Below are 14,884 nucleotides of genomic sequence, written 5' to 3'. Positions count from 1 at the left end.
TCGGAGGAGGTTGCTGGTGCGGGACAGCCATCGGAGCGAGGCCGAGCAGGTGCTGGTGCGGGCCGTGGAGGAGGAGGCGCGGCGGCCCGGCGGGGGGATCGACAAGGCGGCGCTGCTGGCGCGCGGCCGGGAGGCGCTGGACGCGCTCGCCGCGAACGCCGCCGAGGAGTACGAGGCGTACGTGCGGGCGCTGGACGAGGCGGCGGCCGGGGAGCGGTCGCTGGGTGAATCGTTCCGGCGGGCGAACACCTCGACGGCTCTGCTCGTGACGGGTGTCGCGGCGGCTGCCGCCTTCGGGGCGGACCTCGCGCTGGGCGTCGCCTCGGGTACGGCGCTGGCGGCGGGCGCCGTGGTGGGCGTGGCCGGGGCGGCGGCCACGGTGGCGAAGGTGACCGCGGCACACGTACCGGCGGCGCACCGCAGGGCCGGGGCGCTGGGCCAGCCGGGCGGTCCGCAGCAGCTGCGGCTCCAGTGGCTGTCGGCGCTGGAGGTACGGGGGGTGCGGCCGTTCCTGGAGCAGCAGCGCCTTGTGGCGGCGGCGCGCACCGCGCGGCCGCCCGCTTCGGCGGGGGCGGCGGGGCCGCGGCTGCGCGGGTCGGACCGCAGCGCGCAGGCGCGCCGGCGGCACGCGCTGGAGCAGTCCTTCGGGCAGCTGCCGGAGCCCGACGGGCCGTTCGTGGGCCGCCGCGAGGAGCTGACGCGGATCGCGCAGTGGGTACGGGCGGCGCGCGCCAGCACGCGGACCCGGCCGGTGGTGGTGGTCCTGCACGGCGAGCCGGGGTCGGGCCGCACGGCGCTGGCGGTGCGCGCGGCGCACCAGGTGCGCGACCAGTTCCGCGGGGCGTGCGTGGTGGACCTGCGGGGCGGGTCGCCGGGCGGGCTCTCGCCACTGCCGACGCGCGAGGCGCTGCTGCACCTGCTGAACCGGCTGGGCGCACCGCGCGAGCAGCTGCTGTTCCGGGAGCGGTCGTCGCAGGAGCAGCAGGTGCGGCACCTGGGCGAGCTGTACCACCAGCATCTGCACGGGCTGCCGGTGACGGTGGTCCTGGACGACGCCTCGGACGCGGACCAGGTCCGGGCGCTGGTTCCGGAGCACTCGGACAGCCTGGTGCTGGTCACGGCGCGGGAGCCGCTGGAACTGCCGGCGGATCTGGCGGCGTGGGTGCACCACCTGCCGGTGGAGCGGCTGGGGGCGGCGGACGCGGCGGAGCTGGTACGGGCGGCGGCGGCCGGCGAACAGGGTGCGCAGGGATACCGGGATGGGGAGGGGGAAGGGACCGGGGTTCTGGTGACGGCGGGTGGCGGGCTGCCGCTGGCCCTGCGGATCCTGGCACCGCTGGGCGCGGGCACGGGGGACGACGGGGCCGGGGCCGCCGGGCCGCGGGCGCCGGAGCGGACCCTCGATCAGGCGCTGGGCCGGGCGTACGCGCGGCTGCCGGAGGAGCGGCGGCTGCTGCTGCGTCGGCTGCCGCTGGCCGGGCGGGCCTCGCTCGGCGTCGCGGCGGCGGCCGCGCTGGCCGACGTACCGCAGGCGGCGGCGCGGCGCGGGCTCGACGAGCTGTGCCGGGCCGGGCTGATCGACCGGGTGCGCGGGGAGCGGTACCGGATGCACGACGCGGTCCGCCGTTACGCGGCGGAGCGGCTGGCGGCCGACGAGGACCGGGCGGGGGCGGCGGCCGCGCACGAGCGGCTGATCCGTACGTACGCGCAGCTCGCGGACGCCGTGATCCGGATGGTCGACGGGAAGATGTCGACCCGCGCGCACCGGTTCGGCGGGCACGGCTTCAGCTCGCTCGACGCGGCGCTGCGCTGGCTGGAGGAGGAGTCGAGCTTCATCACGGCGGCGCTGCGGCACACCGAGGGCGTGGACCGGCGGGTGGTGCTGGACCTGCTGGGCGCGCTGTGCGACTTCTGTCTGCTGCGCGGCGACCTCTACCGGCTCGGTGAGATCGACGAGCTGGCGCGGGCCGTGGAGGGGGCGTCGGCAGAGTCCGGAACCGGGGCCGGGGGCGAGACCGGAAACGGCGCCGGGAACGGGGCCGGGGACGAAGGGGTGCTGGTGCGGTCGGTGCAGTGGCGTACGGGCATCGCGGCGCGCCAGCTGGGCGACCTGGACACGGCGCACACGACGCTGACGTCGGTGGTGGACCAGTACTTCGAGGCGCACCACGAGGCGGGGGCGGCGCGGGCCCTGGTGTCGCTGGGCATCACGCTGCACCACCAGGGGCAGCTGACGGAGGCGGCGGGGCGGATCCGGGAGGCGATCGCCCTCCAGGCGCCGCCGGAGCTGGCGGGTGACCGGGCGTGGGCGCTGCACGCGCTGGGCGCGGTGGAGCGGGACCTGTCACGGCTGTCGGAGGCGGCGGGCCTGCTGGAGCGGTCGCTGGTACTGCACCGCGAGAACGAGAGCGTGCACGGCGAGGCGTGGGCGCACTTCCAGCTGGGCCAGGTGTTCCTGCGGTCGGGCGACGTGGCGCGGGCGGAGGCGGAGCTGGGGCTGGCGCTGGAGCTGTACGGGCGGACGCGCGACGGCCGCGGCCAGGCGTGGGCGCTGACCCAGCTGGGGCGGGCGCGGGTGGTCGCCGGGGACGCGGCGCGGGGCCTGGAGCGGCTGCGCGAGGCGCTGGCGAGGCACCGGGAGGCGGAGGACGCGCGGGGCGAGGCGTGGACGCTGTACCACCTGGGCCAGGCGCTGGAGGAGTCCGGCGACCGGGATCCGGCGGTGCGGGAGCTGGAGCGGGCGCGGACGATGTTCTCGCGGATGCGGGACGGGTACGGGCTGGCGTGCGCCCGCCACCACTCGGGGCGGGTCACCCGGGACCAGCGGGCGGCGCTGACCGGGAACCTGCGCAACTCCGGCTTCGCGCGGCAGCTGCTGGTGGACGCGCGGGCGGACTTCCGGCGGATCGGGCTGGCGCACGGGGAGGGCTGGACCTGCCTGGAACTGGCGGTGATCGACGCGGGCAACGGGCGGGTGCCGGCGGCGGTGGCGCTGTGCGAGGAGGCGGGCCGGCTGTTCGCGTCGTACGACGACCGGCGGGGCGGCGACTGGGCCCGCTTCCTGCGCTGCACGCTGCTGCCGTACGCCGGGACGGCGGCGTCCGGGGCGGAGGTGTCCGAGGCGGCCGCCGCCGAGCTGGCGGCGCTGCGGACGGACCCCCACCCGTCGCGGGACCGCCGCCTGTCGGAATGCCTGGACGCGTTCGGCGTGCTCCTGTCACGGGGCACCGCCCCGGGCGAGGACTGGCCGGGCTGGCGCCTGTCCCTGATCCCGGACCGCCACTCCCGCGAAATCCTGGGCGTCCCGCCCCTGCCCGCGTAGCCCGCTCCGCAGGGGCCGCCCGCTCAGGGTCACCGGGGCCGGTGGCCCTGAGGGGGCGGCCGGAGCCGTCAGGCTCCGGCGGCGTCCGACGGCTTCGGGGACCCCGAGCCCGCGGCCGCGGCAGCCGGCTCGGGGGTCTCGTCGAAGTTCACGCGCCCCATGTGCCGGTTCATCGACTTCATCAGGGCCCACACCCCCACGGCCAGGGCCGCGAAGACGAGGAAGCCGAGGATGCCGGGCGTCACCTTGTTCTTGTCGAAGGTGTCGGCGGCCAGCGGAACGAGCTGGGTGATTGCTGCCTGCGTAGCGCTCATGCTTCCGTATTCTCCCGGATGCCCGCGAAGAGGTCGGACTCGGGGAGGGAAGTGTCGACGAGCGACTTCGCCAGCTCGTACTCCTCCGTCGGCCAGACCTCCTTCTGGATCTCCATCGGCACCCGGAACCAGCCCCCGTCGGGGTCGATCTGCGTGGCGTGCGCGATCAGCGCCTTGTCACGGATCTCGAAGAAGTCCGCGCAGGGCACGTGCGTGGTCAGCGTCCGCTCGGTGCGCTCGAACTCCTTCCAGCGCTCCAGCCACTCCCCGTACGGCGACTCCATGCCCCGGTCCAGCAGCGCCTCGTGCAGCGCGATCGTGCGCGGCTTGTTGAAGCCCTGGTTGTAGTAGAGCTTCTGCGGCTGGTACGCCGGTCCGAACTCCGCCTCCGGGTACTTCTCGGTGTCCGTCGCCCCGTCGAACGCCACCATCGTGATCTTGTGGGTCATGATGTGGTCGGGGTGCGGGTAGCCGCCGTTCTCGTCGTACGTCGTGATGACCTGCGGACGGAACGCGCGGATCTTCTTCACGAGCCGGCCGGCCGCCTCGTCGACGTCCTCCAGCGCGAAGCAGCCCTCGGGCAGCGGCGGCAGCGGGTCGCCCTCGGGCAGGCCGGAGTCGATGTACCCCAGCCATTCCTGCTCGACGCCGAGGATCTCGCGCGCCTCGTCCATCTCCTTGGCGCGGACCTCGTGGATGTGCTCCTCGATGTACTTGTCGCCCTGGAGCTTGGGATTGAGGATCGAGCCGCGCTCGCCGCCGGTGCAGGTCACCACCAGCACGGGCACCCCCTCGGACACGTACTTGGCCATGGTGGCCGCGCCCTTGCTCGACTCGTCGTCGGGGTGGGCGTGAACGGCCATCAGTCGAAGCTGCTCGGTCAAGACAGGATCCTCTGTGATTCGGCGCGATGGTCGGCTTCTATAGTGACCGAATCGGGGGGCGGAAAAATTCCGGGGTGGCACCAGCCCGGCCCCCAGACTCGAGGAGCGATCGATGAGCGCCGTACGCGAGGGACTGCCCGAGGGCCGTTACGGCCGGTCGGCGGACGAGCGCGCGGACCGCAAGCTCAAGATCGTCGGTTCGGTGCTGGGCGTCGCGCTGCTCGGCCTGGTCGGCTGGATCGGCTGGGACTACGTCGGCGGCCGGACGGTGAGCGCCGAGGTGATCAAGTTCGAGGTGGTCTCCGACTCCGAGGTGCAGGTCCACCTGGAGGTCCGCAAGGAGGCCGGCGTCACCGGGGTGTGCACGCTGAGCTCGCAGGACCGCTCGCACGACGAGGTCGGCCGCGCCGACTACACCTTCGACCAGAAGTCCCGGCGCGTGGACGAGCTGGTGGTCCTGAAGACCAAGGCCCGCGCGACGATGATCGAGCTGGTCGGCTGCCAGCCGGCTGGTGCGGCCCGCTGAGGGTGACTCCCGCGCAGCCTGCGGATCCCCCGGATCTCCCGGATCCCGCGCGGCTGATCGACGCCACCGACTGGGCGTCGCTGGACAGCGGCCACGGGCCCGACCCCGCGCTCCCCGGCGTGCTGCGCCGCCTCGCGGCGGGCGATCCCACCGCCCTGCCCGTCCTGGGAGGCCACCAGAACAGCGTCTACGAGACGACGGCGCCGCTGGCACTGTTCGTCGCCGCCCTGCTCTCCGCCCCCAGAGCAGCCGAGGCACTCCCCGGGGCCGGCGGCCCGCGCCTGGACCCGGCCCTGCGCCGCGCCCTGCTGGACGAGATCGCCGGGCTGGCGCGGGACGTGCTGGACCACGACGCCGAGGACCTGGCCACTCATCCCCCGGCCCGCGCCGCGCTGGCCGCCTTCCCCGCGCTGTACGCGGCGGTGCTGCCCCACCTGGACCACCCCGACCCGGCGGTCCGCGCGGCCGCGCTCGAGGCCCTGGTCCCGCTGCTGCGGGCGCCCGCCCTCGCCGACCGGGTGGTACCCACCGCCGCCCACGTCCTGGACCGCGCCCGGGGCCGCGCGCAGCGCTGCGCCGCCGCCCGCGCGCTCGGCGCCTGGGGCCAGGACCCCGGGGCCCTGCTGCACGACCCCGACCCGGCGGTCCGGGCGTACGCGGCGCTCGCGCCGGGCCGCGCCGGCGACCGGGCCGCCGTACGGATCCTGCTGGCCGCGCTGGCCGACCCGGACGCCGCCGAGGCGTGGCTGGGCGACCCGTGGTTCCCGCTGACCCTGCTGGAGGCGGCGCTGGCGGGCGCGGCGGACCTCGCGGAGGTCCTCCCCGCGGTGCTCGCGGTCCTGCCCCGGCTGCTGCCGCCCGCCGACGGCTTCTTCGCCCCGTGGTCCGGAACCCGCGGCCGGATCTCCCGCGCCCTGGGCGCCCGCGCCTTCCCCGACGGGATCCCGGCGGCCGGCGCGGGCGGCCTCACCCCGGCCCAGCGGACCCTGCTGCGCGCCGGGCTGGACCGGCTCGAAGACGCGGACACCGTCGCCGCCTGGCTGATGGGCGGGACCTCCTGGAGCGGCGCGCCCGGGGTCTGGAGCGGGCCGCCCGCGCAGGCCGCGCTGGCGGAGCTCGTGCATACGCATCTCTGACACAGTTCACACGTCTGGTCTCCTCCCCCTTTTCGGCCCGAATTGTTAGGCTCGTGGTTTCGCCCACTGACGGCGACCACGTAGTCCCCTGTACCGACGAGGAGCACCTGTGACCCAGACGAGCGAGAGCGTCACCTGGCTGACCCAGGAGGCGTACGACCAGCTCAAGGCCGAGCTGGAGTACCTGTCTGGTCCCGCACGCACGGAGATCGCCGCGAAGATCGCTGCCGCCCGTGAAGAAGGTGACCTGCGGGAGAACGGCGGTTACCACGCCGCCAAGGAGGAGCAGGGCAAGCAGGAGCTCCGCGTGCGCCAGCTGACGCAGCTCCTGGAGAACGCCAAGGTCGGCACCGCGCCCGCGTCCGACGGCGTCGTCGCGCCCGGCACCGTCGTGACCATCGCCTTCGACGGCGACCTGGACGACACCATGGAGTTCCTGCTGGCCTCGCGCGAGTACGCGTCCTCGGCCTTCGAGACCTACTCCCCCCAGTCCCCGCTGGGCACCGGAGTGATGGGCAAGCGGACGGGCGAGGACGCCGAGTACGAGCTGCCGAACGGCAAGAAGGCCTCGGTCAAGATCCTGGACGTCAAGCCCTTCACCGGCTGACCAGGCCCCGCAACCGACGCCAGAGCCCCCGCCGGACCGGTCCGGCGGGGGCTCCGCGCATGCCGGCGCCGTCCCGGCCGGGGAAATCCCGGTGCGGGCGGGGGCCCGCCCCTGGTTATCCTGCCTCGTCCTGATCACGCCAGGGAGGTCCCCCACCATGAGCAGCAGCACCAATTCGCCCTTCCCCGACCGGATCGAGCTCACGGGAGAGGGGCTGGTCCTGCGCGACTGGACGGAAGCGGACGTGGCCGCGATGCCGGACCTGTTCGACCACCCCGACATCGCGTACTGGACGCCGATCGTCTCCCCCTTCGACGACGCCGCGGCCCACACCCGCCTGGAGCGGGCCCGCACGGTGCGGGCGGAGGGCACGGCCATCCTGCTCGCCATCACCGTCGACGGCGGCGCCCCGCTGGGCGAGGCGATGCTCAGGCGCGCCCCCGAGGGCACGGAGATCGGCTACGCGGTCGGCCCGGCGCACCGCGGTCAGGGGCTGGCCGCGCGGGCGGTACGGCTGATGGCCGCGTACGCCTTCGAGGAGCTGGGCGCCGAGCAGGTGATCCTGGAGCTGGAGGCCGAGAACGCCGCCAGCGTCGCGGTGGCCACCAAGGCGGGCTTCCGGCTGCTCGACGTACCGCTGATCAAGGGGGAGGAGAAGGGCCGGCCCTTCGCCCTGCAGACGTGGGGCCTGGACCGCCCCTGACGACCGCCTCCTGACCGTCGCACCCCCGGCCCGCCGGACCCGTCACAAGGCGGGCCGGGCGGGCGCGGGGGCCGGGGTCAGGCGGTCGCCGAGCGGTACTTGCGGACCGCGAGAGTCCGGAAGACCACCACGATCAGGACCGACCACAGGACCGACGCCACCACCGGGTGCTGCATCGGCCAGGCGTCCGGGACCGGGTAGCCCGGCGGCAGGTTGCCGAAGAGCTCGCGGGCGGCCTGCACGGTGGCGCTGAAGGGGTTCCACTCCGCGATGGTCCGCAGGAACGTCGGCATGTTCTCGGCGGGGACGAAGGCGTTCGAGATGAACGTCAGCGGGAACAGCCAGATCAGCCCGCCCGAGGTCGCCGCCTCGGGCGTGCGCACCGACAGGCCGATCAGGGCGCCGATCCACGAGAACGCGTACCCCAGCAGGAGCAGCAGGGCGAACCCCGCCAGCACCTCGCCGGCGCTGGTGTGGGTGCGCCAGCCGACGATCAGGGCGACGACGGCGAGGACGACGAGGGTGAGCGTCGTCTGGACCAGGTCGGCCAGGGTCCGGCCGGTCAGGACCGCGCCGCGGGCCATCGGCAGCGAGCGGAACCGGTCGATCAGGCCCTTGTGCATGTCGTCCGCGATGCCCGCGCCGGCGCCGGCCGTGGCGAAGGTGACCGTCTGGGCGAAGATGCCGGCCATCAGGAACTCGCGGTAGGCGGCGGGCGAGGTGTTCCCGTCGAGGCTGATCGAGCCGCCGAAGACGTAGCTGAACAGCACGACGAACATCACCGGCTGGATCACACCGAAGATGATCATCTCGGGGATCCGGGACATCCGGATCAGGTTCCGATTGGCGATGACCAGGGAGTCGTTGACCGACCGCAGGATGCCGCCGCGCGGGAGCGGGGCCGCCGGGCCGGGCCCTGCCGGGGAGGCGGGAGGGGTGGCGGAGGTGGTGGTCACTTCCCGGCCTCCTTCTTCGGCGTCGCGCTTTTCGGCGTCGCGTTCCTCGGCGTCGCCCCGGTCCCGCCGGGATCCCCGTCCGCGTCCCCGTCCGGGTCCGCCAGGGCCGCCGCGTGCCCGGTCAGGGAGATGAACACGTCGTCCAGGGTGGGGCGGCGCAGGGCGATGTCGTCGATCTCGATGCCCCGGCCGTCCAGCTCCCGGATCACCTCGGCGAGCAGCTTGGCGCCGCCGGTCACCGGCACCGTCAGCTTGCGGGTGTGCTCCTCGACGGTGGTGCCGCCCTTGCCGAACGCCGCGAGCACCTCGCGCGCCGTCGTGATGTGCGCGCGCTCGTGCACGACGACCTCGACGCGCTCGCCGCCCGTCTGCGCCTTGAGCTGGTCCGACGTACCGCGCGCGATGACGCGGCCGTGGTCGACCACGCAGATGTCGTGCGCGAGGTGGTCGGCCTCCTCCAGGTACTGGGTGGTCAGCAGCAGCGTGGTGCCGCCGGCGACCAGCTCCTGGATGACGTCCCACAGCTGCTGCCGGTTGCGCGGGTCGAGACCGGTGGTCGGCTCGTCCATGAACATCACCGGCGGGCGCACGACCAGCGCGGCCGCGAGGTCGAGGCGGCGGCGCATGCCGCCGGAGTACGTCTTGGCGGTGCGGTCGGCGGCGTCGGCGAGGTTGAAGCGCTCCAGCAGTTCGACGGCGCGTGCCTTCGCCGCCCTGGCACTCATCTGGTAGAGCTGCCCGACCATCTGGAGGTTCTCACGGCCGGTCAGGTACTCGTCGACGGCCGCGAACTGGCCCGACAGACCTATCGAGCGGCGGACTTCGTCGGGATGCTCGAGGACGTCGATCCCGGCGACGACCGCACGGCCGCTGTCGGGCTGGAGGAGGGTGGTCAGGACGCGCACGGCCGTGGTCTTCCCGGCCCCGTTCGGACCCAGCAGGCCCAGGACGGTGCCTTCGGGAACGTCGAGGTCCACGCCGTCCAGTGCCCGTACATCGCCGAAGGTCTTCACCAGGCCTTCGGCATAAATGGCGCCTGGCATAGGGATTCTCCCAGTGTGATACGGGTGTTTCCTGCCCAAATCCTATGGTCGGCGCCCCGCCCGTGCTCGGCCGAACGGGGGAATCCGCACAAAGGGTCCCGCCCGGCCCGCCGTTGACCCCGCGGCCCGGCCGCGAGCGGTCAGTCCATGACCCGGTACCCCGCGCTGTGCAGCGCCCGCGCGACCTCGGTGCAGTGCTCCGGCCCCTTGGTCTCCAGATGCAGCTCCACCTCCACCTCCGTGAGCCCCAGCCGTGGATCGGTCCGTACGTGGCTCACGTCCAGCACGTTCGCGTCCACGACCGACAACACCCCCAGCAGCCCGGCCAGCGCCCCCGGCCGGTCGGCCACCCGCAGCCGCATCGACAGGAACCGCCCGGCCGCCGCCATGCCGTGCCGCAGCACGCGCTGGAGCAGCAGCGGGTCCACGTTGCCGCCGGACAGCACCGCCACCACCGGGCCCGCCCCGTACAGCTCCGGCTCGCTCAGCAGGGCCGCGACCGGGCTGCAGCCTGCCGGCTCGACGACGAGCTTGGCCCGCTCCAGGCACAGCAGCAGAGCGCTGGAGAGCGCGTCCTCGGAGACCGTACGGACGTCGTCGACGAGATCGGCGATGATGGCGAACGGGACGTCGCCGGGCCGCCCGACCTTGATGCCGTCCGCCATGGTCGCCGGCTCGTCGATGGCCACCGGGTGGCCCACCAGCAGCGAGGGCGGGTACGCCGCGGCGCCCGCCGCCTGTACGCCGATGATCCGTACGTCCGGGCGCAGCGCCTTGACCGCGACCGCGATCCCGGCGGCCAGCCCGCCGCCGCCGATGCCGACGACGATCGTGCGCACCTCTGGGCACTGCTCCAGGATCTCCAGGCCCACCGTGCCCTGGCCGGCGATGATGTCGCGGTGGTCGAAGGGGTGGATGAAGACCGCGCCGGTCTTCTCGGCGTACTCCTGCGCGGCGGCCAGCGTCTCGTCGACGACCTGACCGTGCAGCCTCACCTCGGCGCCGTACTCCTGGGTGGCGGAGACCTTCGGCAGCGGGGCGCCCACCGGCATGAAAACGGTGGAACGGACCCCCAGGAGCGAGGAGGCCAGCGCCACGCCCTGCGCGTGGTTGCCGGCGCTGGCGGCGACCACGCCGGCGGCGCGCTGCTCGGGCCGCAGGCCGGCGATCCGCACGTACGCGCCGCGCAGCTTGAAGGAACCGGTGCGCTGGAGGTTCTCGCACTTGAGGTGCACCGGCGCGCCGACCTGCGCGGACAGGTGCCGGCTGCCCTCCATCGGGGTCACCCGCGAGACGCCCGAGAGCATCTTCTGGGCGCCCCGCACGTCGTCGAGGATCACCTGGGGGACGGGGCGCGGCACACGGTAGGTCATGCCGCAAGTCTCGCAGCCGACGGGGGCGAGTTCTCGCCATACGGAATCGGTACGAGGAGGGCCGGACGCCGGCCGTACCAGTTGGCGCACGAGGCGTACGAGCCGCAGCGCAGCGGCGTACTCTGTCCCCCAACCCTGTCGGACCCACCCGAAGAGAGCCCACGGCCATGCCCTCCAACCCGGCCAATTCCGACCTCCTGCTCGACGCGCTCCAGCATCAGGTGGCGGTGTTCGCCCGCCGGGCCGAGCAGACGCGCCTGGGCGGAGTCGGCCAGGCCCGCAACTCGATGGACCGCGCCGCCTACCTGCTCCTGAACCGGCTGGATCTGGAAGGTCCGATGGGCGTCAAGGCGCTCGCGGGCGGTATGGGGATCGACTCCTCCACCGTCACCCGCCAGGTCGCGCCGCTGGTCGACACCGGCCTGGTCAAGCGCACCTCGCACCCCGAGGACGGGCGGGCGGTCGTGCTGGCGCTCTCGCCGCGGGGCCTGGCGAGGCTGGAGGAGGTGCGCTCGTCGCGGCGCGAGCTGATGGCGCGCGTGACCGAGGGCTGGACGGAGCAGGAGCGCGAATCCTTCACGGCGCTGCTGACCCGCTTCAACCTGTCGCTGTCGGACCTGATGGGCGCGGTCGCGGAGGCCGGTCCCAGCTCGTGAGCGGGGTGGCTCCCACCTCTTGACCCGGGTGGTGCGCAAGCCCGCAGTATGAGGCTGTGGACCAGCTCTACGGGGAGTTCGAGGCCTTCGTCGCGGGAGCGGCGGGGCGGCTGCTGCATGTCGCGACCCTGCTGACGGCGGAGCCGGAGGAGGACGGGAGTGCCGCCCGGCGGCTGCTGTCGGGCGCGCTGGCGCGCACGTACGCCGACTGGCGGCGGCTGCGCGGCGACGACCCGTACGCCGCCACGCGCGCGGAGCTGTGCGCGGCCTTCGCCCGGACGGCGTGGCGTCACCACCGCGGCCGTGGCGGGGTGTTGGCGGCGCTGGCGCCGCCGGAGCGGCTGGTGCTGGTGCTGCGCGTCTACGAGGGCGTGGCGGAGGAACAGACGGCGGCCCTGCTCGGGGTCCCGCCGGAGCGGGTCCGGGTGCTGCTCAACCGCGCGATGGCCGGCGTACGTCCGTCCGGGGCGGCGGCGTGAGCGGGGGCCCGGACGAGGGGACGAACGGCGCGGGCGCCGGTCGGGGGACGGGCCGCGGGCGCGGGACGGACCGGGAGGCCGAGGTACGGCGGCTGCTGGACGGCCGGCACCCGGCGGTCCCGGCGGGACTGGCGGCCGGCGCCGCCGCGCGCGGCACCCGGCTGCTGCGCCGCCGCCGAATCCTGCGCCGGCTGGCGTGGACCCTGCTGTTCGCGGCGGTCGTGGCGTTCGCGGTGTGGGCGGCGCTGGTCCAGCCCTGGGAGGTGCCGCCGAGCCGGATCGCCCCGCCGCTGGAGGGCTGGTAGCCGCCGGAGGGCGGGGGCGCCGGGCCCCGCCGGCGGCCACCGGCAGGGCCCGGCCGGCGGCCGGGCGCGCTACTGGCCGAGCGCCTGCGCCAGGTCCGCGATCAGGTCGTCCGCGGCCTCGATGCCCACCGACAGGCGGACCAGGTCGCCCGGGACCTCCAGCGCGGAACCGGCGACCGACGCGTGCGTCATCCGGCCCGGGTGCTCGATCAGGGACTCGACGCCGCCCAGGGACTCGCCGAGCGTGAAGAGCTTCGCGCGGTTGCAGACCTCGACCGCCGCCTCCTCGCCGCCCTGGACCTGGAAGGAGATCATGCCGCCGAAGTGCTTCATCTGCTTGGCGGCGATCTCGTGGCCCGGGTGCTCGGGCAGGCCCGGGTAGAGGACCTTGGTGACCTTCGGGTGCCGGGTCAGCATCTCCGCGACGCGGGTCGCGTTCTCGCTGTGCCGGTCCATGCGCACGGCCAGCGTCTTGATGCCGCGCAGCACGATCCAGGAGTCGAAGGGACCGGCGACCGCGCCCATCGCGTTCTGGTGGTACGCCAGTTCCTCGCCGAGCGCCGCGTCGGCCGTCACCAGCGCGCCGCCGACGACGTCGGAGTGGCCGCCCATGTACTTCGTCAGCGAGTGCACGACGACGTCCGCGCCGAGGGCGAGGGGCTGCTGGAGGTAGGGGGAGGCGAAGGTGTTGTCGACGACCAGCTTCACGCCCGCCGAGCGGGCGATCTCGGCGACGGCCGTGATGTCGGTGATGCCGAGCAGCGGGTTGGAGGGGGTCTCGACCCAGATCAGCTTGGTGTTGGGCTTCAGGGCCGCCCGCACCGAGGCCAGGTCGGAGGTGTCGGCGACGTCGAAGGAGACGCCCCAGCGCTGCACGACCTTGGCGAACAGGCGGAACGTGCCGCCGTACGCGTCGTTCGGGATCACCACGTGGTCGCCCGGGGCGAGCAGCGTGCGCAGCAGGCAGTCCTCGGCGGCGAGCCCGGACGCGAAGGCGAGGCCGCGCCGGCCGCCCTCCAGCGCCGCGAGGTTCTCCTCCAGGGCGGTGCGGGTCGGGTTGGCGCTGCGGCTGTACTCGTACCCGCCGCGCAGGCCGCCGACCCCGTCCTGCTTGTACGTCGAAACCTGGTAGATCGGGGGCACGACCGCGCCGGTCAGGGGGTCCGCCGTATTGCCCGCGTGGATCGCGCGGGTCTCGAAGCTCTGGTGCTCGTGGCTGTCGTCGCTCATGGGGCAGAGCCTAATCGCCGGGGAGGTAACGGGCCCCCTGTTGGCTCAGCGGCCCCTTCGTCTGGTTCGCTGGTCACATGGAGATTTTGTGGTTCCTGATCGCGATGGGCCTGCTGCTGGCCGCCCTCGCCCCGGTGATACGCCGTAGGCGCGGGGCCGTCCGCCTGGTCCCGGCCGGCAGCCCGGACGCCGCCGACCCCGAGAACTACGGTTTCGTGCGGCAGGAGCAGCTCGACATCCGGGTCCCCGGGCGGGACCAGGACCTGATGGACGCCCTCGGCAACGTACAGCGCAGCGGGCAGTGGCAGGCGGCCTCGCAGCTGCTGGCGGGCACCCCGCGCGAGGGCGAGCTGCGCTGGCAGCGCGTCCAGGCGTTCGCGGGCGCGGCCGCGCTGGAACTGGTGCAGTCGCCGGGCGTGGGCGCGCCCTGGCTGAAGGCGTGGCGCATGGACGCGCCCAAGGACGCGGGGGCCGCGCAGGTGTACGCCGAGCTGCTGGTGCAGCAGGCGTGGCGCAGCCCCTCCGGCGCGGCCTCGGCGGACTTCCGGATCATCCTGGAGGAGGCGCGCACGGCGAGCGGCGAGGCCGCGCTGCTGGCGCCGGGCGACCCGATCCCGTACATCACGCAGCTCGCGATCGCGCGCGGGCTGGCGTACCCGGAGGCGGAGTTCGACGCGCTGTGGGCCAAGGTCATCGACCGGGCGCCGGAGCACATGGGCGCGCACCTGGCGGCGCTGCACTACTGGTGCGAGAAGTGGCACGGCTCGCGCGACAAGGCGGACGCCTTCGCGCACGCGGCGGCGGCGCGCGCCCCGCAGGGCTCGCTGCTGGCGGCGCTGCCGCTGTTCGCGGTGTTCGAGCACCTGCCGGAGATCACCACCGTGCAGAGCTTCTTCCGCAGCGCGGTCATCACGCGCGCGGTCGAGGGCGCCCTGTACGCCGTCCACACGGCGCGCCAGGACGACCCGATGCTCGCCCACGTCCGGCACCTGCTGATCTTCTTCCTGGTCCAGAGCGAGCGCTGGGCGGAGGCGATGGAGCAGCTTCGGCACGTGGACGGTTACGTCGGCGCCCTGCCCTGGACCCACCAGCCGGACCCGGCGGAGGCGTACGCGGTCTTCCGCGCCCTGGCGGTCGCGGGCTACGAGGCGAACGGCGGCACGCCGGCCACGCTGCACGGGTAACCGGCGGGGCGTGGCGGACGCGGCGGGCGTGACGGAGCCTTACGGGCTGCCGGGGCCTACGGGGGCGCAGGCGACGTCCTGCGGCCGGGACGAACGGCGTCACGCCCGCCGCACCCCCACCCTTGGCCAATAAAGTTGCTGTAAGCGACATCCAGGCCGCATGATT

15 protein-coding genes are annotated in these 14,884 nt (G+C 74.3%); 9 read left to right on the top strand and 6 right to left on the bottom strand.

Annotated features, from left to right (window positions below; genetic code table 11):
- Positions 1 to 16: 16 nt before the first annotated feature.
- On the top strand, positions 17 to 3,322 hold the full coding sequence (locus ACZ6KO_RS15670) for a tetratricopeptide repeat protein (RefSeq protein ID WP_469304517.1): 3,306 nt from the start codon (positions 17 to 19) through the stop codon (positions 3,320 to 3,322).
- A gap of 68 nt (positions 3,323 to 3,390) precedes the next feature.
- Here the strand turns inward: ACZ6KO_RS15670 and ACZ6KO_RS15665 are convergent, their stop codons facing one another.
- Both ACZ6KO_RS15665 and mca read right to left on the bottom strand, forming a co-directional pair.
- Positions 3,391 to 3,636 carry a hypothetical protein gene (locus ACZ6KO_RS15665; RefSeq protein ID WP_469304516.1) on the bottom strand — a complete coding sequence of 82 codons (246 nt, stop codon included), beginning with the start codon at positions 3,634 to 3,636 and terminating at the stop codon, positions 3,391 to 3,393.
- Positions 3,633 to 4,520, bottom strand: coding sequence for a mycothiol conjugate amidase Mca (mca, locus tag ACZ6KO_RS15660; protein ID WP_469304515.1), 888 nt, complete (start codon positions 4,518 to 4,520; stop codon positions 3,633 to 3,635). The genes ACZ6KO_RS15665 and mca overlap by 4 nt, the downstream gene beginning before the upstream one ends.
- A gap of 112 nt (positions 4,521 to 4,632) precedes the next feature.
- On the opposite strand from mca, the gene ACZ6KO_RS15655 reads away from it, so the two are divergent.
- The 4 genes from ACZ6KO_RS15655 to ACZ6KO_RS15640 all read left to right on the top strand — a co-directional run bounded on the left by ACZ6KO_RS15655 (position 4,633) and on the right by ACZ6KO_RS15640 (position 7,492).
- Positions 4,633 to 5,046: a DUF4307 domain-containing protein gene (locus ACZ6KO_RS15655; RefSeq protein WP_469304514.1), complete on the top strand. Its 414-nt coding sequence runs from the start codon at positions 4,633 to 4,635 to the stop codon at positions 5,044 to 5,046.
- A gap of 2 nt (positions 5,047 to 5,048) precedes the next feature.
- Positions 5,049 to 6,182, top strand: coding sequence for a hypothetical protein (locus tag ACZ6KO_RS15650; RefSeq protein ID WP_469304513.1), 1,134 nt, complete (start codon positions 5,049 to 5,051; stop codon positions 6,180 to 6,182).
- 109 nt (positions 6,183 to 6,291) lie between these two features.
- Positions 6,292 to 6,789, top strand: a complete 498-nt coding sequence (gene greA, locus ACZ6KO_RS15645; RefSeq protein WP_401453907.1) for a transcription elongation factor GreA — start codon at positions 6,292 to 6,294, stop codon at positions 6,787 to 6,789.
- Positions 6,790 to 6,946: 157 nt separating this feature from the next.
- Positions 6,947 to 7,492, top strand: coding sequence for a GNAT family N-acetyltransferase (locus ACZ6KO_RS15640; protein WP_469304512.1), 546 nt, complete (start codon positions 6,947 to 6,949; stop codon positions 7,490 to 7,492).
- A 77-nt stretch (positions 7,493 to 7,569) separates the two neighbouring features.
- Here ACZ6KO_RS15640 and ACZ6KO_RS15635 read toward each other — a convergent pair whose 3' ends face one another.
- The 3 genes from ACZ6KO_RS15635 to ilvA form a co-directional block, all read right to left on the bottom strand.
- Complete coding sequence (locus ACZ6KO_RS15635; protein ID WP_469304511.1) at positions 7,570 to 8,448, bottom strand: ABC transporter permease; 879 nt, start codon at positions 8,446 to 8,448, stop codon at positions 7,570 to 7,572.
- Positions 8,445 to 9,491, bottom strand: a complete 1,047-nt coding sequence (locus ACZ6KO_RS15630) for an ATP-binding cassette domain-containing protein (protein ID WP_469304510.1) — start codon at positions 9,489 to 9,491, stop codon at positions 8,445 to 8,447. The genes ACZ6KO_RS15635 and ACZ6KO_RS15630 overlap by 4 nt, the downstream gene beginning before the upstream one ends.
- A 140-nt stretch (positions 9,492 to 9,631) precedes the next feature.
- Positions 9,632 to 10,864, bottom strand: a complete 1,233-nt coding sequence (ilvA, locus tag ACZ6KO_RS15625) for a threonine ammonia-lyase (protein ID WP_469304509.1) — start codon at positions 10,862 to 10,864, stop codon at positions 9,632 to 9,634.
- Between the two features lie 167 nt (positions 10,865 to 11,031).
- Between ilvA and ACZ6KO_RS15620 the strand changes: the two genes are divergently transcribed.
- From ACZ6KO_RS15620 to ACZ6KO_RS15610, 3 genes are read left to right on the top strand one after another with little or no spacing between them, the layout of a single operon-like run.
- Complete coding sequence (locus ACZ6KO_RS15620) at positions 11,032 to 11,520, top strand: MarR family winged helix-turn-helix transcriptional regulator (protein WP_401453904.1); 489 nt, start codon at positions 11,032 to 11,034, stop codon at positions 11,518 to 11,520.
- A gap of 56 nt (positions 11,521 to 11,576) precedes the next feature.
- Positions 11,577 to 11,999, top strand: coding sequence for a sigma factor-like helix-turn-helix DNA-binding protein (locus ACZ6KO_RS15615; protein WP_469304508.1), 423 nt, complete (start codon positions 11,577 to 11,579; stop codon positions 11,997 to 11,999).
- The gene (locus ACZ6KO_RS15610; RefSeq protein WP_469304507.1) at positions 11,996 to 12,304 is read left to right on the top strand and encodes a hypothetical protein; all 309 of its coding nucleotides are present in this window, start codon (positions 11,996 to 11,998) and stop codon (positions 12,302 to 12,304) included. The genes ACZ6KO_RS15615 and ACZ6KO_RS15610 overlap by 4 nt, the downstream gene beginning before the upstream one ends.
- Positions 12,305 to 12,373: 69 nt before the next feature.
- Here ACZ6KO_RS15610 and ACZ6KO_RS15605 read toward each other — a convergent pair whose 3' ends face one another.
- The gene (locus ACZ6KO_RS15605; RefSeq protein WP_469304506.1) at positions 12,374 to 13,534 is read right to left on the bottom strand and encodes a cystathionine gamma-synthase; all 1,161 of its coding nucleotides are present in this window, start codon (positions 13,532 to 13,534) and stop codon (positions 12,374 to 12,376) included.
- 77 nt (positions 13,535 to 13,611) lie between these two features.
- Here ACZ6KO_RS15605 and ACZ6KO_RS15600 point away from each other — a divergent pair, with 77 nt between their 5' ends.
- Entirely contained in the window at positions 13,612 to 14,718 is a 1,107-nt protein-coding gene (locus ACZ6KO_RS15600) for a hypothetical protein (RefSeq protein ID WP_469304505.1), read from the top strand.
- Positions 14,719 to 14,884 lie beyond the last annotated feature (166 nt).

The sequence above is a fragment of the Streptomyces sp. NPDC042102 genome (assembly GCF_055582305.1).
Note: the sequence above shows the minus strand (reverse complement) of the source record. Positions and strands in the feature narration are given on the sequence as shown.